General features: G+C 33.3%; 21 protein-coding genes. 15 read left to right on the forward strand and 6 right to left on the reverse strand.

The window, feature by feature from the left end; all coding sequences use genetic code 11:
• Positions 1–39 precede the first annotated feature (39 nt).
• The 4 genes from prfB (at position 40) to DK508_RS12930 (ending at position 3920) form a co-directional block, all read left to right on the forward strand.
• Positions 40–1138 (forward strand): peptide chain release factor 2 gene (prfB, locus tag DK508_RS12915; RefSeq protein WP_109301168.1). Its coding sequence is split into 2 segments (ribosomal slippage): positions 40–102 and positions 104–1138, totalling 1098 coding nucleotides; the frame shifts between segments, so codons are not numbered across the junction.
• A 15-nt stretch (positions 1139–1153) separates the two neighbouring features.
• Positions 1154–1495 (forward strand): arsenate reductase (glutaredoxin), encoded by a 342-nt coding sequence (arsC, locus tag DK508_RS12920; protein ID WP_109301169.1) that lies wholly within the window; start codon positions 1154–1156, stop codon positions 1493–1495.
• A gap of 432 nt (positions 1496–1927) precedes the next feature.
• Positions 1928–3325 (forward strand): class II fumarate hydratase, encoded by a 1398-nt coding sequence (gene fumC, locus DK508_RS12925; protein WP_109301170.1) that lies wholly within the window; start codon positions 1928–1930, stop codon positions 3323–3325.
• 148 nt (positions 3326–3473) lie between these two features.
• Entirely contained in the window at positions 3474–3920 is a 447-nt protein-coding gene (locus DK508_RS12930) for a DUF2147 domain-containing protein (protein ID WP_160114696.1), read from the forward strand.
• 625 nt (positions 3921–4545) lie between these two features.
• Here DK508_RS12930 and DK508_RS12935 read toward each other — a convergent pair.
• Entirely contained in the window at positions 4546–5829 is a 1284-nt protein-coding gene (locus DK508_RS12935) for a cystathionine gamma-synthase family protein (RefSeq protein ID WP_109301172.1), read from the reverse strand.
• Positions 5830–5962: 133 nt separating this feature from the next.
• Between DK508_RS12935 and DK508_RS12940 the strand changes: the two genes are divergently transcribed.
• On the forward strand, positions 5963–6418 hold the full coding sequence (locus DK508_RS12940) for an Lrp/AsnC family transcriptional regulator (protein WP_109301173.1): 456 nt from the start codon (positions 5963–5965) through the stop codon (positions 6416–6418).
• A 77-nt stretch (positions 6419–6495) separates the two neighbouring features.
• Positions 6496–7224: an SDR family oxidoreductase gene (locus DK508_RS12945; protein ID WP_109301174.1), complete on the forward strand. Its 729-nt coding sequence runs from the start codon at positions 6496–6498 to the stop codon at positions 7222–7224.
• Here the strand turns inward: DK508_RS12945 and DK508_RS12950 are convergent, their stop codons facing one another.
• Together DK508_RS12950 and holA are read right to left on the reverse strand one after the other, a co-directional pair.
• Positions 7225–8571 (reverse strand): MFS transporter, encoded by a 1347-nt coding sequence (locus DK508_RS12950; protein ID WP_109301175.1) that lies wholly within the window; start codon positions 8569–8571, stop codon positions 7225–7227.
• Between the two features lie 63 nt (positions 8572–8634).
• A complete protein-coding gene (gene holA / locus DK508_RS12955) occupies positions 8635–9639 on the reverse strand; it encodes a DNA polymerase III subunit delta (RefSeq protein ID WP_109301176.1) in 1005 nt (334 codons plus the stop codon).
• Positions 9640–9665: 26 nt separating this feature from the next.
• Here holA and DK508_RS12960 point away from each other — a divergent pair, with 26 nt between their 5' ends.
• From DK508_RS12960 to DK508_RS12970, 3 genes are all read left to right on the forward strand, one after another.
• Positions 9666–10112 (forward strand): type I restriction enzyme HsdR N-terminal domain-containing protein, encoded by a 447-nt coding sequence (locus DK508_RS12960; RefSeq protein WP_109301177.1) that lies wholly within the window; start codon positions 9666–9668, stop codon positions 10110–10112.
• 19 nt (positions 10113–10131) lie between these two features.
• A complete protein-coding gene (locus DK508_RS12965; protein WP_109301178.1) occupies positions 10132–11124 on the forward strand; it encodes a glycosyltransferase family 2 protein in 993 nt (330 codons plus the stop codon).
• A 98-nt stretch (positions 11125–11222) separates the two neighbouring features.
• The gene (locus DK508_RS12970) at positions 11223–12095 is read left to right on the forward strand and encodes a flagellar motor protein MotB (protein WP_109301179.1); all 873 of its coding nucleotides are present in this window, start codon (positions 11223–11225) and stop codon (positions 12093–12095) included.
• 150 nt (positions 12096–12245) lie between these two features.
• Here the strand turns inward: DK508_RS12970 and DK508_RS12975 are convergent, their stop codons facing one another.
• Positions 12246–12833 carry a hypothetical protein gene (locus tag DK508_RS12975; RefSeq protein ID WP_160114697.1) on the reverse strand — a complete coding sequence of 196 codons (588 nt, stop codon included), beginning with the start codon at positions 12831–12833 and terminating at the stop codon, positions 12246–12248.
• Between the two features lie 247 nt (positions 12834–13080).
• On the opposite strand from DK508_RS12975, the gene DK508_RS12980 reads away from it, so the two are divergent.
• On the forward strand, positions 13081–13953 hold the full coding sequence (locus tag DK508_RS12980; RefSeq protein WP_109301181.1) for an AraC family transcriptional regulator: 873 nt from the start codon (positions 13081–13083) through the stop codon (positions 13951–13953).
• A gap of 9 nt (positions 13954–13962) precedes the next feature.
• On the opposite strand, the gene DK508_RS12985 is transcribed toward DK508_RS12980, so the two are convergent.
• Entirely contained in the window at positions 13963–14583 is a 621-nt protein-coding gene (locus tag DK508_RS12985; protein ID WP_109301182.1) for an L-threonylcarbamoyladenylate synthase, read from the reverse strand.
• 38 nt (positions 14584–14621) lie between these two features.
• Positions 14622–16949 (reverse strand): ATP-dependent helicase, encoded by a 2328-nt coding sequence (locus tag DK508_RS12990; protein WP_109301183.1) that lies wholly within the window; start codon positions 16947–16949, stop codon positions 14622–14624.
• A gap of 426 nt (positions 16950–17375) precedes the next feature.
• Between DK508_RS12990 and DK508_RS12995 the strand changes: the two genes are divergently transcribed.
• From DK508_RS12995 to DK508_RS13015, 5 genes are all read left to right on the forward strand, one after another.
• Positions 17376–17663, forward strand: coding sequence for a hypothetical protein (locus tag DK508_RS12995; RefSeq protein ID WP_235016405.1), 288 nt, complete (start codon positions 17376–17378; stop codon positions 17661–17663).
• Positions 17664–17891: 228 nt separating this feature from the next.
• A complete protein-coding gene (locus DK508_RS21555) occupies positions 17892–20288 on the forward strand; it encodes a PKD domain-containing protein (RefSeq protein WP_160114698.1) in 2397 nt (798 codons plus the stop codon).
• Positions 20289–20426: 138 nt separating this feature from the next.
• Positions 20427–20957: a DsrE family protein gene (locus DK508_RS13005; protein WP_109301184.1), complete on the forward strand. Its 531-nt coding sequence runs from the start codon at positions 20427–20429 to the stop codon at positions 20955–20957.
• A gap of 4 nt (positions 20958–20961) precedes the next feature.
• Positions 20962–22254 (forward strand): amidohydrolase, encoded by a 1293-nt coding sequence (locus tag DK508_RS13010; RefSeq protein ID WP_109301345.1) that lies wholly within the window; start codon positions 20962–20964, stop codon positions 22252–22254.
• Between the two features lie 10 nt (positions 22255–22264).
• Positions 22265–23848 (forward strand): FMN-binding glutamate synthase family protein, encoded by a 1584-nt coding sequence (locus tag DK508_RS13015; RefSeq protein ID WP_109301185.1) that lies wholly within the window; start codon positions 22265–22267, stop codon positions 23846–23848.
• Positions 23849–23867 lie beyond the last annotated feature (19 nt).

A 23867-nucleotide genomic window follows, 5' to 3' on the forward strand; every position in this document is an offset into this window, starting at 1 on the left:
AACTGTTAAATCCTATTTTTGTGACAAATTAAAACTACTATGATTAACACAGATACTTTACAAGATCTGAGAAAGCGCCTGGTTGCGTTAAGGAGGTATCTTTGACGTTGATGCCAAACTTATTGAAATAGCTAACGAAGAAGAAAAAACATTTGCTCCAAACTTTTGGGATAACGCGCAAGAAGCCGAAAAACTAATGCGCTCCCTTAATGCTCAAAAAAAATGGGTTGGTGATTATGAGAAAAGTGAAGCATTAGTTGATGATCTAGAAGTACTCTATGAATTCTTTAAAGAAGGTGATATTACCGAAAATGAACTCAAAGAAAAACATGTAGAGGCTCTTACTCTCATTGAAGATCTAGAATTCAAAAATATGCTTAGTGATGAAGGAGACAGTATGAGTGCTGTATTACAAATCACAGCAGGTGCAGGAGGTACAGAAAGTTGTGATTGGGCAAATATGCTCATGCGCATGTATCTTATGTGGGCAGAAAAGCAAGGGTTTAAGATTAGAGAATTGAATTATCAAGGTGGTGATGTAGCTGGCATCAAGACAGTTACATTAGAGATTGATGGAGACTATGCCTTTGGATGGCTTAAAGGAGAGAATGGAGTTCACCGTTTAGTACGTATTTCACCTTTTGATAGTAATGCCAAACGACATACTTCTTTTGCATCTATCTATGTATATCCGTTGGCTGATGATAGTATCGAAATCGATATTAACCCTGCCGATTACGAAATAATTACTTCAAGATCAAGTGGAGCTGGTGGGCAAAATGTAAACAAAGTCGAAACCAAAGTACAATTGACTCACTTCCCAACAGGAATCCAAATTTCGTGTTCAGATACTCGTTCTCAACAAGAAAACAGGATAAAAGCATTACAAATGCTTAAGTCACAACTATATGAACTAGAGCTTCAGAAACAACGGGCGCAACGAGAAGAAATTGAAGCTTCAAAAATGAAAATAGAATGGGGATCGCAAATTCGTAATTATGTGATGCATCCTTATAAATTGGTAAAAGATGTTCGAACAGCCGAAGAAACAGGAAATGTAGATGCCGTAATGGACGGGAATATTGATGCTTTCTTAAAAGCATTTTTGATGATGATGGGGCAAAAAAATGAAGATTAAAAAACGTATAAAAACATGACAACTATTTATCATAATCCTAGATGTACCAAATCACGTGAGACATTGGCTATACTAGAAGCTCAAAATGAAAAAATAACTATTGTAAAATATCTTGAAACACCTCTTACTAGTGAAGAACTATCGGGTATTATCAAATTATTAGGGATTAAACCTATGGAACTTGTGAGAAAAAACGAAGTGATATGGAAAGAAAACTATAAAGGAAAAGATTTCTCTGATAAAGAAGTTATTCAAATCATGTCTGAAAACCCGAAGCTTATCGAAAGACCTATTGTAATCAAAGGTAACAAAGCTGTTATAGGTAGGCCTCCTCAAAAAGTAGTAGATATTCTATAATCTATTTTTATATCATAAAAAAAAGGGAACCCTAGGGTTCCCTTTTTAATATATACTTTATATCAATTATTATGCTTCTTCTTTTGCTTTGCGTTTAGCTTCTCTTCTTAATTTGAAGTTTTCTATGTTAGCACCAATAATCCAATACGGAATTACAAATGTTAATAAAAAGATCATTAGCCAAAATCCAATTGTTAGGATAGTTAAAAAAGCTAAGAAACCAAGATACTGATCAAATTCAAACATAACGATATTCTAATTTTCAATTTTTGCCAAAGATAACAACTCTTATCTATATGTCATAGCAGAAGTATAATTTATTTTAAAATCTATATGGATCTGTATTTGTCACCAAAAAACAGAAGGTTTATTCAGAAATAGCGCGTCAAATGCTTAAATTTGCACTCTTAAAAAAAACAAATCGTCTTAGCTATGACATATAGAATAGAAAAAGATACTATGGGGGATGTAAAAGTTCCTTCTGATAAACTTTGGGGAGCGCAAACCGAAAGATCTAGAAACAACTTTAAAATAGGAGCTCCTGCTTCTATGCCATTAGAGGTTGTTTATGGCTTTGCATATCTTAAAAAAGCAGCAGCATATACAAATTGTGAACTTGGAGCTTTACCGATAGAAAAAAGAGATCTTATCGCTCAGGTATGTGATGAAATCTTGACCGGAAAACATGATGATCAATTTCCTTTGGTTATATGGCAAACAGGTTCTGGTACGCAAAGTAATATGAATGTAAATGAGGTAATTGCAAATCGTGCGCATCAACTTGCCGGAAACACAATTGGTGAAGGTGAAAAGACTTTACAACCAAATGATGATGTGAACAAATCTCAATCTTCAAATGATACATTTCCCACAGGAATGCACATTGCAGCTTATAAAAAAATTGTAGAAGTTACTATACCAGGTGTAACACAATTAAGAGATACACTAAAAAGTAAATCTGAAGAATTTAAAAATGTAGTAAAAATTGGTCGAACGCATTTTATGGATGCAACACCCTTAACAATTGGTCAAGAATTATCGGGTTACGTTTCACAATTAGATCATGGTATAAAAGCTTTAGAGAATACATTACCACATATGGGTGAGTTAGCACTTGGAGGTACCGCTGTAGGTACTGGGCTAAATACCCCTAAAGGATATGCAAAACGTGTTTCTGAATTTATTGCTCAATTCACAAGTTTACCCTTTATTACTGCCGAAAATAAGTTTGAAGCACTTGCTGCTCACGATGCTTTTGTAGAAACACACGGAGCGTTAAAACAATTGGCTGTTTCTTTAAATAAAATTGGAAACGATATTCGTATGCTCGCTTCTGGACCACGAAGCGGAATTGGTGAATTAATCATCCCAGCTAATGAACCCGGGAGTTCAATCATGCCAGGAAAAGTAAACCCAACACAATGTGAAGCATTAACGATGGTATGTGCACAAGTATTAGGTAATGATGTGGCTATCAATGTTGGAGGAATGCAAGGACATTTTGAATTGAATGTATTTAAACCGGTGATGGCTGCAAATCTATTACAGAGTGCACAATTAATTGGTGATGCATGTGTGTCGTTTGATGAGCATTGTGCTCAAGGGATCGAACCTAATCAAGCAAGAATTACCGAATTATTGAATAATTCGTTAATGCTAGTAACTGCATTAAACACCAAAATAGGGTACTACAAAGCGGCCGAAATTGCAAATACAGCTCATAAAAATGGAACAACGCTAAGACAAGAAGCAGTTGCTCTTGGTTATGTTACAGAAGAAGAATTTGAAGAATGGGTAAAACCTGAAGATATGGTAGGGAGTTTAAAATAATCAACTCGCTGCATCTCATACATATACACTAGACCTCACTTATTTTAAACAATTTGTGAGGTCTTTTTGGTTTAAAAGAATACTATAATATTAGCTATTTTTGTAGTTTCTTTCACATAATTTTAATATAATTGATGAAATTATGTTAATGAAACTTCTCGTTCTTATTACTTTTCCTATTTTTTTTCTACTACATTCTGTTAGTGCAGATACTTATATAGGGCAATGGGAAATTACTGGAGGATCAATTATAGAAATCTATCAAGACGGTACTACTTTTTATGGAAAAATTCATAAAAGAGCTATGAAACCTCTATCAAATTTTAACGGATTAGATAATAAAAACCCTAAAAAAGAACTTCGAACTCGTCCCTTGTTAGGAATGATTATTTTAGATCAATTAACCTATCAGGATGGTGCTTTATCTGGAGGAACCATTTATAATGCGGATAGCGGAAAAAGCTACAAAGTAAAAGTATGGATTGATAGTGAAGATACTGATGTTTGCTATATAAGGGCATACAAAAGTATTTTATTTAAAACGTTTGAAGCCAAAAGAGTAAAGCCAGATAATATGGCGGTTAGTCCAAAGTAACCTGTATATCAAAAAATAGTAAAACCCGCATTTGTTTAGAATGCGGGTTTTAATTTCCCTATAAATACTATTTTTGAATTCCCCCAAATTCAAATAGTTCGGTGTCTAAAGTCTAGGAACGTTCTATCTATGAATCGCGTTACTACTAGCTTTAGGTAATTCTTTAAGAAACTCTTGTAAAATCCTGAAATTAAAGCGAAATGATTTCATAATATATTGTGTAAAGTTGTTTAATAGATTTATTTTTTTGTGAAAATACTGTCTTTATAGATTCTTTGAAATAAGAGGATCTACGTATATTTAGTTTTTCCTCATTAACACAAAGTAATTATCTGTGTATTGCGTGACTACTTGCTTTTGGTAATTCTTTTACAAACTCTAAAATAAAGTTGAAAGTGATGCCGAATAAATTCATAATTTCTGTGTGTAAAATTAGTTGATAATGTATTTTATTTTGATGGTGTAAAGATACCTCTACAACGCATACCGCGCAATGGGGAAAAAAACCCTTTTTACCAGGTTAATGTCCCCCAACTTATTTTATTTAGGGGGTTTTGAATGTATATAAACAAAAAAAGCACAGTATTCAACTGTGCTTTTTTACGTATAATAGCTCAATTAGAACTTATACTTGATCCACTTTTAATGGTGTATTTATATGTACTTTATGTAAAGCTTGATCAAGATCCCAAATCAAATCGTCTACGCTCTCTACTCCTATTGATAAGCGCAATAACTGATCCGTAATGTTCATCTGTTGTCTTTGCCCCTCATCTACACCGGCGTGGGTCATTGTCTTTGGATGTTCTGCAAGACTTTCTGTTCCACCTAGACTAACTGCAAGTTTCATTAATTTTAGGTTATTCAAAAAAGTAAAAGCTTCTTTCTCTCCTCCTTCAATATCAAAAGACACCATAGCTCCAGGAGCAGAACACTGCTTTTTGTAGGTTGCAAAATCAGCTGTACCCTCTTTTAATAATCCCAAATAGTATACTTTCTTCACTTTTGCATGTCCTTCGAGATAATCGGCTATAACCTGGGCATTTTTTGTTTGTTGATCCATTCTAACTTTCAATGTCTCCAAACTTCTAAGCAGTAACCATGCTGTATGGGGACTAACCATATTTCCTAGAAAAGTACGTAGGGTTTTTACTCTAATCATTAATTCTGTATTTCCTAATACAGCACCAGCGATCAAATCACTATGTCCCCCTATATATTTTGTAGCAGAGTACAATACCAAATCGGCACCACATTGTAAAGGGTGTTGCCATAATGGCCCCATATATGTATTATCAACGGCAACAAGAGTCTTTCTATCCTCAGTACTAAATTGCTTCGCTATTTGGCTAAATTTTTCTATATCTACAATATTATTTGTAGGATTTGCGGGTGTTTCAAGATAAATCATTGCTAATTTATCTGCCTTACCAGAATCTTGTATCATTTGTACCACATCATCTATTCCTTGATTTGGCATTACTCCTATCGTATGCACTCCAATTTTATCTAAAAAATGATGGATAAAATGATCAGTACCTCCATACACAGGATTACTATATACTAATAGATCTCCTGGTTTCAAGAATTCTAATAACACTGTACTTATGGCAGACATACCACTTTCAAAAACGGCGCAATCATCGGATTTATCCCAAAGACTAAGTCTGTTCTCTAATATCTCCAAATTTGGATTATTAATTCTACTATAAATTAAACCTAATTCTTCTTTTGGAGATTTTTCACGTAAACCATAGGCAAGCTCAAAAAAGGCTTTTCCTTCTTCGGCTGTTTTAAAAACAAAAGTTGACGTTTGAAATATTGGGCATTTTATAGCCCCTTCAGACAACTCTGGTTTATAACCATAAGTCATCATTAAGCTTTCTGGGTTAAAGTTGTTTTCTTTCATGGTTTAAAATTAAGACATTAAGAATTAAAAACCATGTTTATACTAATTTTAAGAATATACATACAAATAAATAAACTTATAAAGAATATTATTCTATATTTGATTTTATTTCAAGCTTAAACAGAAAAATATTATGGATTCAATAGATCGATCAATACTGCATTTATTACAAAAAAATGGTAAAATCACTATTAAAGAAATTGCAGAACGATTACTCTTAAGTACTACTCCAATATTTGAGCGTGTTAAAAAATTAGAACGAGATGGTTATATAAAATCATACAAAGCTATTTTGGATCGAAAAAAAGTAGGGCTTCAACTAATGGCCTTTTGTAATATAACCTTAAACCTTCATCAAAAAGATTTTATAAAAAAATTTGAAAAAGATATTCAACAATTCCCAGAAGTTGTAGAATGTTATCATGTAGCCGGAATGTTTGATTATTTGATTAAAATATATGCCGAAGATATGGAGCGATACCAGGATTTTTTATCCAATAAACTAGCATCATTAGATAACATTTCTAAAGTACAGAGTTCTTTTGTAATGACCGAGGTCAAAGATTTTTCTTATTTACCAATATCCTGAAATTATAATATAACTTAACAAAAGATTTAGAACTCTTATAATATCTTTGATTTTCAACTTAAAAACAATGCACAATAATGAATATCAAAGAGGCAAAAGTATTAATTACAGGAGGTAACTCAGGAATCGGAAGAGCAACTGCAAAATTACTAAAAGAAAAAGGTGCTCAAGTAATCATTTCTGGTAGAAATGAAACAACATTATCCCAAACAGCTCAAGAATTAGGTGTTGACTACATAAAAGCAGATGTAACCGAAGAAAACCAGGTAATTGATATGGTAGAGCAAGCCAAAAACAAGATGAGTGGTCTTAACGTACTCGTTAATAATGCGGGTTACGGATACATTGCAAAGCTCGTAGATATTGAAGCTGATAAATTTACTGATCAATTTAAAACGAATATCTTGGGTGCTGCATTGTGCGCAAAAGAATCTGCAAAACATTTTGTAGCTCAAGAGTATGGTAATATAATCAATATTGGTTCTACATCATCATTAAAAGGTTCTCCTACAGCCTCACCATATGTAGCAACAAAATTTGCTCTTCGGGGTATGACAGAAAGCTGGAGAAATGAATTAAGACCACATAACATAAGAGTAATGCAAGTAAACCCAAGTGAGGTGATGACTAGTTTTGCAGATAATCGAGTGGCTAATAGTTCTAATGGTAAGCAATATACCCCAGCAGAACAACAAACTAAATTAAGAGGAGAAGAAATTGCTCATACGATCACTAGTTTACTAGAAATGGATGATAGAGGCTTTATCACAGAAGCTACTGTATTTGCAACCAATCCAAAAGTGTAATCATACGATTTTTGGGTTAGGTTGATCCTTAATTGATGCTTTTTTATCTGTAAAATGATTAATCATAACCAGTATAAAAATAAGCAAGAATATACCCGTTCCTATTTTGAAAAGGGCTACTTGGATACTTTCGAAAATAAAACCTCCTAAAACCAAACCAAAAATACTGGCAAAACTTCCCATACTATTGCCATACCCCTGAATTGCTCCTTGCATTTGGTGGTTCCCAGTTTTTGATAATATTGATAAAAAATTAGGCCACATCAAGCCATTACCTAATGACAATAATGTGATTGCCATGTACATTATCATAATACTAGAAATAGAAAGCATATAGAAACTAATTGCTAATAGTAATGTTCCCATAATGATGCAGGTTACATTGGATACCTTATTTGATAAATATGACAATAATGGTCCCTGAACCAAAATCATTATAATACTTGAGTATGCCAAAAATATCCCCAGTTCTATAGATGTCCATTTTAGAATTGAAGAAGCATAAATGGGTAATCCTGCATAAAAAAGGCTAAAACCCAAGAAAGTAAGAAAATATATCGCATATAATAAAGGAATACCTTCTACTTTCAATATTTTACCAAAAGTATTTGGACTATCACTCTGTGTAATATCATCTGTATAACAATCCTTATGTTCTACCTGAAAAAACCGTCTAAAAGACTTCAACCCCAGATTCCCAGTATCAACCACACAAGGATTGCTTTCGGGTAATTTTATAATAATTACAAAAATTGCGATCAAAGAAATCAGTGCGGCTAACATAATTGGTAGTGATTCTTCTAAAAAAGTTGACGCTAAAACTCCGGCCACTGCAGGGCCTAAAACAAAACCCAAGCTAGTAGACGCACCCATCATTCCAAAATTCTTATTACGGTCGTCATCGGTAGAAATATCTGACAAGTAGGCATTTGCTACAGAGACATTACCACCAGTAAATCCATCAAAAATCCTTGCCAAAAATAAAAGTAGCAAAGGTAATGTCATCATATACGTACCGGTAAGTTCTATATCTGAAGACCATAATACCGTCTTAGGTAAGATAAAAGCCAATAAAAACATACTCCAAGCTATAAACGTGCCCACTTGGCTTATTATAAGTACTTTTTTTCGACCAATTCGATCAGATAATCTTCCCAATATAGGAGCACCTATTAATTGAAAAAAAGGATACATTGCTCCTAATAATCCATAAATAAATCCATTTCCTCCTAAATCAACAACAATAAAAATAAGGATTGGAATGACAATACTATACCCTAGTATGCCAATAAAATTTACTAATAAAATGGGAAAAATAGTACGATTGAAAAAATTAAAGACACGCATGCCTTAAAAATAAGATCGTTTGTTACGAAATCTTGTTAAACTATTGCCAATAAAAAATAATCTTTACCTCATTACTTTAACCAACAGTTCTTTCAAAATATCTCCTTGTGGTAAATTTGCAGCCCCTACTCCTTTACTTTTCAAATCTGCTTCTCTTAGTATTGCTATAATTTGACTCACTTTTTTCATGGGGTAATTATGGGCCGCTTCGGTATAATCTTTTACAAAATAAGGATTGATTTTTAAAGCTCCGGCAACATTTCTTTGTGACTTATCAGATAAACCATGATACTGCAACACCTGAGAAAAGAAACTATATAATAAAGAGATTGTAACCACTAATGGGTTATCCTTTGGGTTTTGTGCAAAATAATTAATAATACGATGCGCTTTGATTACATTTCTTGACCCTATGGCTTTACGAAGTTCAAAATTATTAAACTCCTTACTTATACCAATGTTTTCTTCAATTTGATCCGCAGTAATCTGCTCTCCTTTAGGTATAATCAACTTCAATTTATCAAGTTCATTATTAATCTTATTTAAATCTGTTCCTAAAAATTCGACTAACATTTGGGCAGCTTTGGGTTCTATTGCATATTTTGCTCCACCCAAAACTCTACGTATCCAATCGGCGACTTGATTTTCGTACAATTTTTTACTTTCAAAAATCACCCCACTTTTATTGACTGCCTTGTATAACTTTTTCCGCTTATCTATCTTTTTATATTTATAGCAAATAACCAAAACTGTAGAAGGTTGAGGGTTCTCTGTATAATCCGCTAATTTTTCGATAGTTCTCGATAAATCTTGAGCTTCTTTAACAATTACGACCTGCCGCTCAGCCATCATAGGAAAACGTTTTGCATTGGCTACTATATCTTCTATAGTAACATCTCTACCATATAATATCATTTGATTAAACCCTTTTTCCTCTTCGGCAAGTACGTTTTTATCGATATATTCTGAAATTCTATCAATATAATATGGTTCTTCTCCCATAAGGAAGTAGATCGGTTTTATATTTCCATTTTTTATTTCAGTTACAATTTGTTTTACTTCGTCCATTCAGAAAAAATCATCAAATTTGTGATATGCAAAAATTAAACTTTCCTGCATATAAGTTTCGATTCAAAAATAGCGAAAATAAAGTTTCTATTTTTGACCGAATTCGTAAAAAATTTATCATTCTTACTCCCGAAGAATGGGTACGACAACATACAGTGCAATACTTGATTGAGGAAAAAAAATATCCCGAAAGCTTAATCAATGTAGAAAAACTAATAAAAGTTAATGATCTCAATAAAAGATATGATGCCATAGTATTCAATCCCGACGGTAGTATTCGACTTATTGTAGAATGTAAATCTGCCAAAATTAAAATTACTCAAGAGGTATTTGATCAAATAGCACGATACAACTTAGAACTTAATGCTCAATACCTTATGATTACAAATGGCCTTGATCATTATTATTGCCAAATGAATTATAACGAAAAACGGTATGCTTTTCTAAAAGATATTCCCAATTATAACAAATAAAACGTATTAATTTGCATTTATGGAAATAGCAGTAGTTATATTGAATTGGAATGGCAGATCTTTATTAGAAGAATTTTTACCTTCTGTAATTCAAAACTCTAAAGAAGCTACTATATATCTTGCCGATAATGCATCAAGTGATGATTCTGTAGCTTATGTTATCGATAAATTTCCTGAGGTTAGTATTGTAAAAAATTCAGAAAACGGTGGTTATGCAAAAGGATATAACGATGCTTTATCAAAAATTGACGCTGATATATATTGCCTATTAAATAGTGATGTAGAGGTTACTCCTAATTGGCTAAACCCAGTGATTACTTGTTTTAAAAACTCTGAGGCAGTTGCGGCTATACAGCCCAAAATTCTAGATTACAAAAAAAAGACCCATTTCGAATATGCAGGAGCAGCTGGTGGATTTATAGATAAATTTGGCTATCCATACTGTAGAGGAAGAATATTTGACACACTTGAGCAAGATAATGGACAATACGATGATAGTATTCCTATATTTTGGGCTAGCGGAGCATGTTTATTTGTTAAAAAATCTGTTTTTGAAGAAGTGGGTAAATTAGATGAGGATTTTTTTGCTCACCAAGAAGAAATTGATCTCTGCTGGCGTATGCAAAACCATGGGTATCAAATCATTTACCAAGGTGCATCAACAGTATATCACTTAGGCGGCGCCACCTTAAACACTATGAATCCTAAAAAAACATATCTGAATTTTAGGAACAATCTTTACCTACTAATTAAAAATGCTCCTAAAAGAAATTTATGGTTTTTGATCTTTATCCGATTGATTTTGGACGGATTAGCTGGATTCAAATTTCTGGTAGAAGGTAAATTCCCTCACTTTATTGCTATCCTTAAGGCTCATTTCAGCTTCTACGGTAATTTTAACACTTTTATTAAAAAACGCAAAAAACTTTCAAAAACGGGGAAATATTATTCCATTTTTTCCGTTGTATGGCAGTATTTTATTTTGAAACATAAACAATTTAATCAATTATAAAGGGATATAATAAATTATTGTTAAGGACATAGTATTACGTCACAATTTTAATAATTTTGAGTTATATAACCAGAACAAGACTAAAAACAGATTTTCTAATGAAAAAAGTAATGATTATTGGTGCTTCAATGGCAGTATTATTATCTTCTTGTGTATCACAGAAGAAATTTACAGATCTAGAAGCCAAACAAAAAGAAACCGAAGATTTATTAAATAGCGCAACAGTTAAACTTAATAGCTGTCTTGAAGAAAAAGCTGGCTCAACGTCGCAGTTAAAGGTGCTTCAAGATCAAGTATCTAATCTTAAGAATCAAAACTCTGCATTGTTAAATAATGTTGGTAACCTAGCAACATTGTCTACCAAAGAGGCAGAAAATCTTGAAAAATCTTTAGAAAGTATTAAAGAAAAAGATTTACAGATAAAAACAATGCAAGATGCAATCACAAAGAAAGATTCTGTAACCTTGGCACTTGTTACAAGTCTTAAAGGAGCTTTAGGTAACCTTGCAGACGAAGATATTGAAGTAAATGTTGAAAAAGGTGTTGTTTATGTATCTATATCTGATAAACTTTTATTCAAGAGTGGTAGTTATAATGTATCAAGTAGAGCTCGTGAAGTGTTAGGTAAAGTTGCAAAGGTGGTTAATGCTAAACCAGATATCGAATTCTTAGTAGAAGGACATACTGATAGTAAACCGTATAAAAGCAATAAAGCGATTCTAGACAATTGGGATTTAAGTGTTAAACGTGCAACTGCAGTAGTTAGAGTTTTACAAAATGATTTTAAAGTAGATCCTAAGCGTATGACTGCGGCAGGACGTAGTTATTACGTACCAGTTGCTGATAACGGTACAGATGCTAATAGAGCTAAGAATAGACGTACCAGAATTGTTGTATTACCAAAACTTGACCAGTTTTATAATATGATTGAAGACGGAATGAAAAAAGCTTCTCAAGGAGGAGGAAACTAAAATATAGTTTCTTTATAATATAAAAAAGGTGATCCTATTTGGATCACCTTTTTTATATACACAAGATTAAAACATCAATATCATTTATATAATCAAAAAGGCAATACATAATGTATTGCCTTTTTTGTGGTTATAAAGCTAATAAAACAATCAAATATTAACTTCTTTTGTAAATGTTCTATCCTTTATCGAAAAGTACATTATATATTTACCTGTGGGGACTTCTGAGAAATCATAAGCTCTTTGAAATATTGGTCCCTCCTCCTCTATTTTTTCTTTGATCAATAATATCCCATCATTATCATATACCGAGATATAAAGAGGCGATTTTTCTGCAGTTACCATCATAGTCTTTACAATAGAATTTTCAACCAAAACCTTTGGTTTAAAAATAGTAATCGCCGAATTATCTATTAGCGCAATACCCTTCTCATTCTTAATTACTGGTGTAATTCTAAGATTAAATTCTGTTTCGGTTTCTACAAAATAAATACCGTTATTTACAGCACTTAGATTAAAATATTTTCTGTAGGAAGATGTAGCCTCCAAAGTCATATTAAACAGTATAGTTCCTGAATAATCTTTCAGATACAGTTTTTGTCCTTTAGCAGTATTGGTTAACGATACATTAATAGTAGAAGAGTTCTCGATTTTTACAGATAAAACATCTGATGCTTTAATTATAGTACTACATAGCATAGTGAATATAATTAAACTTAGGTTAATGACTCTTTTCATAATTTCTAGTTTTTGTTGTTAATGTTTGTTGATGCAAATTTAGTATCAAGCCTATTAACTAAACACAACAGAATTTGCACATATATATACTATATTAACTTCATAAACTACTGAAAAACCACAATCAAGTTAATTTAACATATTTTTTATTTTAACTTTACGATATTTTAACATTAATAATATCATATTAGCAGAAATATTCAATATTCGTAGAATAGATGTAATGAACAACTAAAAGTAGCCTCAAATGAAAAATATAAAACCCTCTTTAGAAAAAATTGTTCCGGAATTTGGTAGTTCTTTATATTATGAAACCTTCTCTAACGACAAAAAAAACAAAGATCCTATATGGCATTACCACCCAGAGATAGAAATAGTATATGTTAATGGCGGAACAGGCAAAATGCAAATCGGAAGTCATATGTCATATTATAGAAATGGAGCTTTAATGCTCATCGGTTCTAATTTACCACATTGCGGATTTACAGATAGAATGACCGGAAACAGTAGTGAGACTATCATACAGATGTTACCTGATTTTCTTGGCTCATCATTTTTTAATATCCCCGAAACTCATACCATTGGAAAGCTTCTAGAACAAGCCAAAAAAGGTATTGTATTCCATGGAGATGTTAAAAGGCAAATCGGAGCCAAAATCGAATCCTTACAAGACCTTGATGCTTTTGAGAAACTTCTTGGCATTCTTAAAGTGCTTCGAGAAATGGAAAAAACCTCGGAGTATACTATTCTTAATGCAGAAGGGTTTATCATAGAAACCGAGTTACAGGATAATAATAGAATTAATCTCATTTTTAATTTTGTTCAAACAGAATTTGGGCGAACTATTACTCTCGAAGAAATTGCAGATAAGGTAAGTATGAGCGTTCCTGGGTTTTGTAGATATTTCAAAAAAGTAACCGGAAAAACCTTTACTCAATTCGTAAATGAATATAGATTGGTTCATGCTGCTAAGCTATTACATGAGAGACAAACTAGCATTACCGATATTTGTTACGAGAGTGGTTTTAGTAATTTTTCTCATTTCAGTAGATTATTTAAAGAATTTACCGGTAAAACTCCTAGTATGTATAGAAATGAGCTTAAATATGTGATATCATAACATTATAACCTAGATAATGTCTATAGCTCCTTTGCCCTCTCTAAGTAATACAGGATCTCCAGTAGTAAGATCGATAATGGTAGATGGTATATTATCTCCATACCCTCCATCTATAACCATATCAACTAAGTTATCCCATTTCTCTAAAATTAATTCAGGATCTGTTGTGTATTCGATCACTTCATCTTCATCATAAATCGATGTGGATACAATAGGATTACCCAACTCCTCTACGATAGCAGTACAAATATTATTATCAGGCACTCTAATACCCACAGTTTTCTTTTTCTTAAATACTGTAGGCAAATTATTACTTCCAGGAAGAATAAAAGTGTACGGGCCTGGCAACGTTCTTTTTAATAATTTAAAAATACTATTATCAATTTGCCTTACGTAATCCGATAGATTACTCAGATCTTTACATATAAAGGAAAAATTAGCTTTGGCAAGTTTTATTCCTTTAATATGTGCAATTTTCTCTAAAGCTCTCGTATTTGTTATATCACACCCCAAACCATATACCGTATCGGTTGGATAAATAATTAACCCACCTTTACGCAAACAATCCACCACCTGTTTTATTTCACGTGGATTAGGATTTTCATTATATAGTTTTATAAATTCTGCCATAAGTATTGCTTATTAAAAAGCACATGCAATTTACGTATTTATAGGATTTTAAGTTTAGCAAACCGAAGTAATAGTTTTTTTATTCCTCCTTTTTCAAAGTGGATCTCTGCTTTTTTATCTTGCCCGACTCCTTCTAACTTCAGAACTTTACCTTTTCCGAAACGCATATGTTCTACTACTGTGCCCGGGACAAGGTCATTATCAAACAAATTAGAAGTTGACGTTGATGACGATCCATTTGACGCCGGTCTTAATTTTCTTAATTTTTGCAATTGCTCTTCATTAGGCTTATGTGCCAATGGAGGTGATCCTGATATAGGTTTTTTAAGACGAAGTTTATTTTTATCAACCTCACCAAAAATATCAGAATCAATTAATGGTTTGTATCGATAATTCTCTACAGGAGTTAAATATTCCAAAAACTGATCATCTATCTCTTCAATAAACCTACTTGGTTCTGCATCTACCAATTTACCCCACCTATAACGCGATTGCGTATAGGTAAGATATGCCTGTTTTTCGGCTCTAGTTAGAGCCACATAAAATAAACGTCTTTCCTCCTCTAGTTCACTTCGAGTATTCATACTCATTCCCGAAGGAAATAGATCTTCCTCCATCCCTACAATATAAACGTAAGGAAACTCTAATCCTTTTGCGAGATGTATAGTCATTAATGCTACTCGATCATCATCACCCGTATCCTGATCAAGATCTGTTGCCAAAGCTACATCCTCAAGAAACTCTGCCAGAGACCCTGTTTCATCAGCCAACTCTTTTTGACCTTCTACAAAATCACGAATACCATTAAGTAATTCTTCTATATTTTCTATTCTGGCAATGCCCTCTGGGGTACCATCTTTTTTTAATTCTTGAAGCAATCCGGTTTTCTTAGCTACCGTTTCTGCCAAGACAAACGCATCTGATGTTTGATTGGTAACTTGAAAACTTTTGATCATGGTCATAAAGTTTTCCAGCCTTGTCTTGGTACCACTATTAATTTTAAGATTAATTCGATCTAAGTTTTCAATAATTTCAAAAATTGAACGATCATAATGATTAGCCGCAACTATAAGCTTATCTACAGTAGTAGAACCAATTCCTCTTGTTGGATAATTAATCACCCTTTTTAAAGCCTCTTCGTCTTTGGGGTTAATTATTAAGCGTAAATAAGCCAATACATCCTTAATCTCTTTTCGTTGGTAAAATGAGAGGCCTCCATATATTCTATATTTTATATCACGTTTCCGTAACGCATCTTCAATTGCTCTGGATTGCGCATTGGTTCTATACAATACTGCAAAATTTCCATTGCCTAACTGATGCTGCATTTGATTTTCGAATATCGAACTAGCTACATATCTCCCTTCATCTCCATCGGTTAGTAATCTATTTACTATAATTTTTGGGCCTGGATCATTAGCGGTCCAAACTACCTTATCTAGTTTAGTTTTGTTTTTGTCAATTATAGAATTCGCTGCTTCTACAATATTCTTTGTCGATCTATAATTTTGTTCAAGTCTATATTGCTGTACATTATCATAGTCCTTTTGAAAATTCAAGATATTATTAATATTAGCTCCTCGAAATGCATATATACTCTGGGCATCATCTCCTACCACACAAATATTCTGAAACTTATCGGATAACGCTCGCACAATAAGATATTGAGAATGGTTGGTATCCTGGTACTCATCTACCAATATATATCTAAAACGGTTTTGATATTTGGCCAATACATCTGGGAATCGATTTAATAACTCATTAGTTTTTAATAATAAATCATCAAAATCCATGGCTCCTGCTTTAAAACATCTATCCACATAATGTTCATAAATCTCTCCCAATCTTGGGCGTTTGGCCATGGCATCTGCCTCTACCAGTTCTGCATTCTGAAAATATGCTTTTACTGTGATTAAACTATTTTTATATGATGATATCCTCGAATATACTTGTTTGTATTTATAGATATCCTTGTCTAATCCCATTTCTTTAATAATAGAAGCAATCAAACGTTGAGAATCTTGTGTATCATATATCGTAAAATTTGAAGGGTATCCTAGTTTATCTCCTTCAAATCTTAGGATTTTGGCAAAAATAGAGTGAAATGTTCCCATCCATAAATTTTTGGCTTCGCTCGCTCCTACAATAGTCGCAATACGTTTTTTCATCTCTCTAGCCGCCTTATTGGTAAAAGTCAAAGACAATATATTAAACGAATCTACTCCTTGATCCATTAAATAAGCAATACGATATGTAAGTACACGTGTTTTTCCGGAGCCTGCTCCAGCAATTACAATCATAGGCCCCTCCTTTTGTAGTACAGGAGCTCGTTGCGCATCATTCAATTCGGCTAAATATTCTTCCAACGTATCTATTTTAAAAGTGAAATGTAAGGAAACAACAACGGTTATGGAAGTGTAATAAGAGATTTTTGTAAACAAACTTTAGTCAATAACTTTTACTTAAAAACATTAATCAAAAATTAATTCACAAAGATCCTATATCATAAATCAGCATTTAGAACGTTCTAAACAAAATAGAAGGGCTATAAAATTCATTATTTTAGGCTTATTAACAACACACAATATCCGTCTAAACAACATTTTAATAGATAAAAAGCATTTAGCTACATGTTTTATTATCAACATTAATTTTTCCTACATGTTAACATTGTATTAATAACTTTTATAGACAAAATGCAATATTTTAAGATTAAAAGTAGTATATTGAGGAAATTTTGCGCTAAAACTATAAATTATACGACCGATTAAGATAACCCCAAACTCAATATTATGGCCCCAAATATGAATGTACAGTTTATTGAAAAAGAACAGATTAAATTTTTGAAATTCCCAAAAGAAGATGTCCTGAACAAAAGAAAAGATCAAATAGATCGCTTTTTGGAATTACAACGAGCGCTTTCCTTAGGAAATCTCGAACGTCAAAAAGTTAGGATTGTTTTTGTAGATGATGCTGGCTTTAAAAAAGTAGAAACAACAATTTGGGGTATTACGGATAAAGAAGTAATACTTAAACAATCAACAATAATACCATTAGAAAGAATTATAAGCATTTCTTGACCCTTGATAATGAATATTCCTAGATTAAAAAGATATAGTTATTTTTTAATCTATACTCTTTTAAGAGTGGTTTAAAGACGTATTCTCAAACAGAATACGTCTTTGCTAATTAAACAGCAACGAATAATAAAATATAAGCTATTAATAAATATTTAAAACTCTAATTGTTTAGTTTTGTATTTTAAAAACTACAATTACCAAATCTCACATACTTTATACCCCTACGTAATGAATAAGAAACTAGTAAACTGTATTCTTTTATTAACCATGATCTTACATGGTTTTGGTTTATTCGCCCAGGACGGAAAACAAACTCTAATCTCTAATGATAAAGATACCTTTATCAATAGCATTATTAATCAAAAGAGCGATCAACCTACAAAGGTTCAAATTTCTAAAAACGAAATTCTAAACTTGAAACTCAATGTAAAGAAACAAAACAATGACAATCTTACCTTGATTGGAATTGTAAATGACAAGAAATTATCTACGTTCACTTTGACTGAAGAAAATGGAAAGTTATCAGGAAACATTGTATTGCAAAATCCTAAAAGAGCATATAAAATTGTTAGTGACACATCTGGCAAAGTTTTCATTGAAGAAACAGACATACATGATGTACTGTGTGTTGACTTTGAAAAAACTGAAGGAAATATTAAAGAAAGAGCCACGAATAATACCAATGCAAGCACAAAAATGGTTGTTGTTCTTGAAAGTCTACCTGGAGCAGAAGGTATTATCTATTTAGACTTTGATGGCGAAGTAGTTTCTGGCACTAGTTGGTTAGGTGGCGATACTATTGATGCCCAAGCTCCTAATTTTACAGATCAAGATATTACAAGAATATGGAAAATTATGGCCGAGGATTTTCGCCCTTTTAACCTAAATGTAACCACACGAAGAGACCTTTTTGATGCTGCTCCTCAAAATCGTAGGATGATGTGTATTTTTACTACAACTACAGATGCACAACCAGATTCTGGCGGTGTCGCTTACATTCGATCTTTTTCTTCAAACTCATCTGATAACCCATGTTGGGTATATAATGTTAGATCTGTTAGAGCGGCCGGAGAAACTGGATCTCATGAAGTAGGGCACACACTTGGATTGTCTCATGATAGTCAAGGTGATACCGAATATTATGCTGGACACGGTACATGGAGTCCAATCATGGGTTGGAGTGTTAATAAACAAATTGGACAATGGAGTATTGGAGAGTTTGAAAACGCCAATCAAACACAAGATGATATCGCTGTTATGGCAGATAATAGAAATGGTGTTGGTTTTAGAACTGATGATCATGCCGATATTCTTACCGATGCAACGCCTATAAAAGCTGATGCTGATGGTAATGTAAGTACTGATCAAAATTTTGGTTTTATAGGTAAACGAGAAGATAAAGATATATTCTCATTTGTAGTCGAATCTGGTGATGTCTCATTTAATTTTGAACCAGATCCAGATTACCCAAATTTGAATATACAAGCACGTATACTTGATCCTTTAGGAGAAGAAGTCATCCTTTCGGACCCATCAGGTTTAAGTGCTGCTATTAGCACAACCTTATCTGGAGGAACTTATTTTATTGAAATTGACGGTGTAGGTGAAGGAAATCCAATTACAGGTTATTCTGATTATTCTTCGTTAGGAAACTATACCATTTCTGGTAAGTATATACCAGGAAATAATAATCAACCACCAATTGCCAATTTTGAAGCTACTCAAAATGGTTGTACCCAAATTGTGTTTAAAAGTACCTCTATAAATAAAGTGAATTCGTATTTATGGAATTTTGGTGATGGTACTACTTCTACAGAACAAAATCCAACACATGATTATGCCAGTGGCGGCACTTATACCGTATCGCTTACAGCGACCAATGATGTTGGGCAAAATACCAATGAGAAGTCTAATTTCATAGTGATTAGCGTACCGAACCAACCTACAGGTGATGATATCAGTATTTGCCCTGGAGAATCGGCAACATTAACCATAGCAGGAAATAGTGATTTTACATGGTATAGCGAGCCTACAGGAGGGATTGTTCTCTCGATCGGATCAGAATATAAAACGCCTTCTCTAGATGCAACGCAAACCTATTACGTTTCGGGATATATCGATGATTGTACTACAGAAACTCGAACCGAAATACAAGCAATAGTTGTTCCTACGCCTGATCAACCTACTATTACGGTAAATGAATCGCAACGATTATCTATACCTGCAGAGTTCTCAAATTACCAATGGTTTTTAAATGGAGAAATCTTAGGAGAAGGAAATCAATCAGAATATCTACCTCAAGAAATTGGAGAATATACTGTTGAAGTATTTAATGAAACAGGTTGCAGTACAATCTCTGCGGCTTTTACAGTCGATCGATCACAACTTAATTTAAGTTTAGATAGTAGAGCGTTTACCTTCTACCCTAACCCCCTTAAAGATTCTAATTTACTTACTATTGATGGAGTAACTATAAATGATTTTGATCTTAGGATTGTAGATACACTAGGGCAAATAGTTTACCAATCCACTCCTAATAGAGAGTTAAATTTATCTGATTTATCACCAGGTCTTTATATTCTTTTAATTAATAACAAATCTATCGGAAAATTTGTAAAGCAATAAACCTATTTTAAATACCTATAAATAAAGCTCATTTACGAATTATGTAAATGAGCTTTATTGTTTGTAAAAAATCTAAATATCATTTTTAACTTTCCTTTAATAGATTTTTGAATATCTTTAGAAACCAAAATTTCTAATTTGAAAAACAAAATCTCAACGTACATTCTTATTCTTTTACCCTTATGTATCTTTTCTCAAAATAAAGGGCAAGTAATATCAGAGTTTGGTAAAACCTATGAGGTATCTGCACCAGGTTTCAAAACCGATCTACAGCATGAACTGAAAGTTGTTTTCGATGTTGGAAGAAATTTTGATGATAGCACAAAAGTAAACCCTCTTATTCATACAGCTGCGAGATATCTCAATATGCATGTTGATGCAGGAGTTGCTTTCAAAAATCTTAAAGTTGCTTTGGTGATTCATGGTAGTGCTGCCAACGATATTTTAAATAATACTAAATACAACAGTATTTATGGTATAGATAATCCTAATGCTCCTCTTATTGCTCAATTATCAGCAAAAGGAGTACAAATTATCCTTTGTGGTCAAACTGCTGCACATCGTAAAATTTTAAACGACGATACATTGCCAGAAATAAAAATGGCATTATCAGCAATGACCGCTTTGGTCCAATTGCAGAATGAAAACTACAGACTTATTAATTTTTAACCTAATGAACTCAAAAACACAATCACTCTTACTCCTAATTTTATTTACATTTTGTTCTATACAAGCACAAAAAATTGATCCAGACATTGATAAAATGGCCAAAGAAATAGAGCCTAAAGTAATCGAATGGAGAAGAGATTTTCATCAAAACCCAGAACTTTCAAATCGCGAATTTGAAACCGCCAAAAAAATTGCAAAGCACCTTAAGGATCTTGGCATGGACGTATCCGAAAACATAGCCAAAACAGGTGTGGTAGCAATTTTAAAAGGTGATAAAGAAGGTAAAACGGTCGCTCTTAGAGCAGATATCGATGCATTACCTGTAACCGAAAGAGCCGATGTTCCTTTTAAATCAGTTGTTAAAACTACTTTTTTGGATACCGAAGTTGGAGTAAGTCATGCTTGTGGGCATGATACGCATACAGCTATATTAATGGGGGTAGCCGAAATACTTGCCAAACACAAAGATAAAATATCGGGTACGGTGAAGTTTATTTTTCAACCCGCAGAAGAAGGTCCACCTCCAGGTGAAGAAGGTGGTGCAAAGTTAATGATCAAAGAAGGAGTCTTAAAAAACCCAGATGTTGATGCTATTTTTGGTTTGCATATTAACTCAGGTACTTCTGTTGGAAAAATCCGTTATAAACCAGGAGGCACAATGGCAGCAGTAGAACGCTTTGTTATTAATGTAAAAGGAAAACAAACTCATGGTTCTGCTCCATGGACAGGTGTTGATCCAATATTAATCTCGGCTAAAATAATTGATGGTTTACAAACAATTATTAGTAGAGAATCTCCTCTAGTAAATGAAGCTGCGGTAATCACTGTTGGTAAAATAACTAGTGGAGTACGATTTAATATCATTCCTGAAAGTGCAGAAATGATTGGAACCGTTAGAACACTAGACCCAAGTATGAGAGCATTAATTATTAGACGTATGAATGAAATGGTACCTGCTATCGCAAAGGCATATGGCGCAGAAGCGACTATTACATTTCAGAACAATACTTCGATAACGTATAACAATCCTGATTTGGTAAAGAAAATGTTGCCAACTATTCAAGGCATTGCCGGAAAAGATAATGTGATCTTATCTAAGGCTACGACGGGGGGAGAAGATTTTTCTTATTTTCAAGAAGTCGTTCCTGGGTTTTATTTCTTTTTAGGAGGTAAAACACCAGACAACAAGAACCCTCCTTCTCATCATACACCTGATTTTTATATTGATGAAAGCGGATTGTTACTTGGTGTAAAAGTAATGTCGCAACTAACTTTAGATTATCTAAACGCTCAATAAGTACAGCATAATGGAAAGTATACTTAATTTTTTAGGATCAATACCATGGTGGACATGGATAATTGTTATTATTCTATTAATTGGGGTTCGGGATATGTTTTTTAATAAAAAACATACAATCAGTCATAACTTTCCTATTGTTGGTCATTTACGATATCTGTTAGAAAGCATTGGACCAGAAATAAGGCAGTATTTTGTAGCCAATAATCGCGAAGAACTTCCTTTTAATAGAATTGAACGCGGATGGGTTTATGCTTCTTCAAAAAATGAAAACAACTATGAAGGTTTTGGTACGGATAGAGATATCTACCAGCATCAACATATTTTTGTAAAAAATTGCATGATCCCATTTAAAATAGATAAGGATCATCCAAATAAAGAGGATAAAACCTTTCTTCCATGTGCCAAGGTGATGGGCTTGCATAATCAACGTAAAAAGCCGTATCGACCAGGATCTATTATTAATGTTTCGGCCATGAGTTTTGGTTCTTTATCTGCTAGAGCTGTCGAATCTCTTAATATCGGGGTTCAAAAAGCAAATGCATATCATAATACGGGAGAAGGAGGACTTTCTCCCTATCATAGTAATGGTGGCGATGTTATTTTTCATTTTGGAACGGGGTACTTTGGGGTTCGAGATCAACATGGTAGTTTTTCTATGGAAAAAATGAAAAAACTTGTAGAGAAAAACCCATTTATTCGTGCTATAGAAATAAAACTATCTCAAGGTGCAAAACCAGGAAAAGGAGGTGTATTACCCGGTGCCAAAATAACGCCTCAAATTGCTGAAATAAGAGGTGTCGAAGTTGGTAAAGATGTACTCTCCCCTTCTTCTCATAAAGCTTTTTCAAATGTTCCTGAACTTTTACAGCTCATAGAAGATATTGCCGAAGAAACTGGCCTTCCTGTTGGGATTAAAGCTGCTATTGGTAAAACTGAGCAATGGGAATTATTGGCAGAGTTAATGGCCAAATCTAACCGTGGCCCTGATTTTATTACTATTGATGGTGGCGAGGGTGGTACAGGAGCTGCCCCACCAAGTTTTGCAGATCATGTATCCTTACCTTGGATTTATGGGTTTACGGTTATATACAAGATTTTTCAAAAACATAATCTTACCGATCGCGTTGTATTTATAGGTAGCGGAAAATTAGGCTTCCCTGCCAAGGCAGCTATGGCGTTTGCTATGGGTGTAGATTGTATTAATGTAGCGCGAGAAGCCATGATGAGCATAGGTTGTATACAGGCACAAATATGCCATACAAATCGTTGTCCTAGTGGAATAGCTACGCAGAGCAAATGGTTACAAAAAGGAATTAATGTACCTCTAAAATCCGACCGTTTGTCTCAATATTTTAAGACTTTCAGAAAAGAACTTATAGAAATTACTCATGCAGCTGGTTACGAACACCCAAGCCAATTTACGATGCAAGATATTGATCTTAACGTAGATGATGGAGAACTAACCAAGACATTGGAAGAATCTTTTAAATATTCAAAAACTCCTGTAGCGTATGCATGTGCTCAGGATTTGAAAGATTGTACGTATCTTGGGGGCTATTATAAAAACTCTGTTGAACAACAACACGCATAACTTTACTTTTATTATAACA

The organism is Aquimarina sp. AU474, assembly GCF_900312815.1.
Classification (GTDB): Bacteria; Bacteroidota; Bacteroidia; order Flavobacteriales; family Flavobacteriaceae; genus Aquimarina.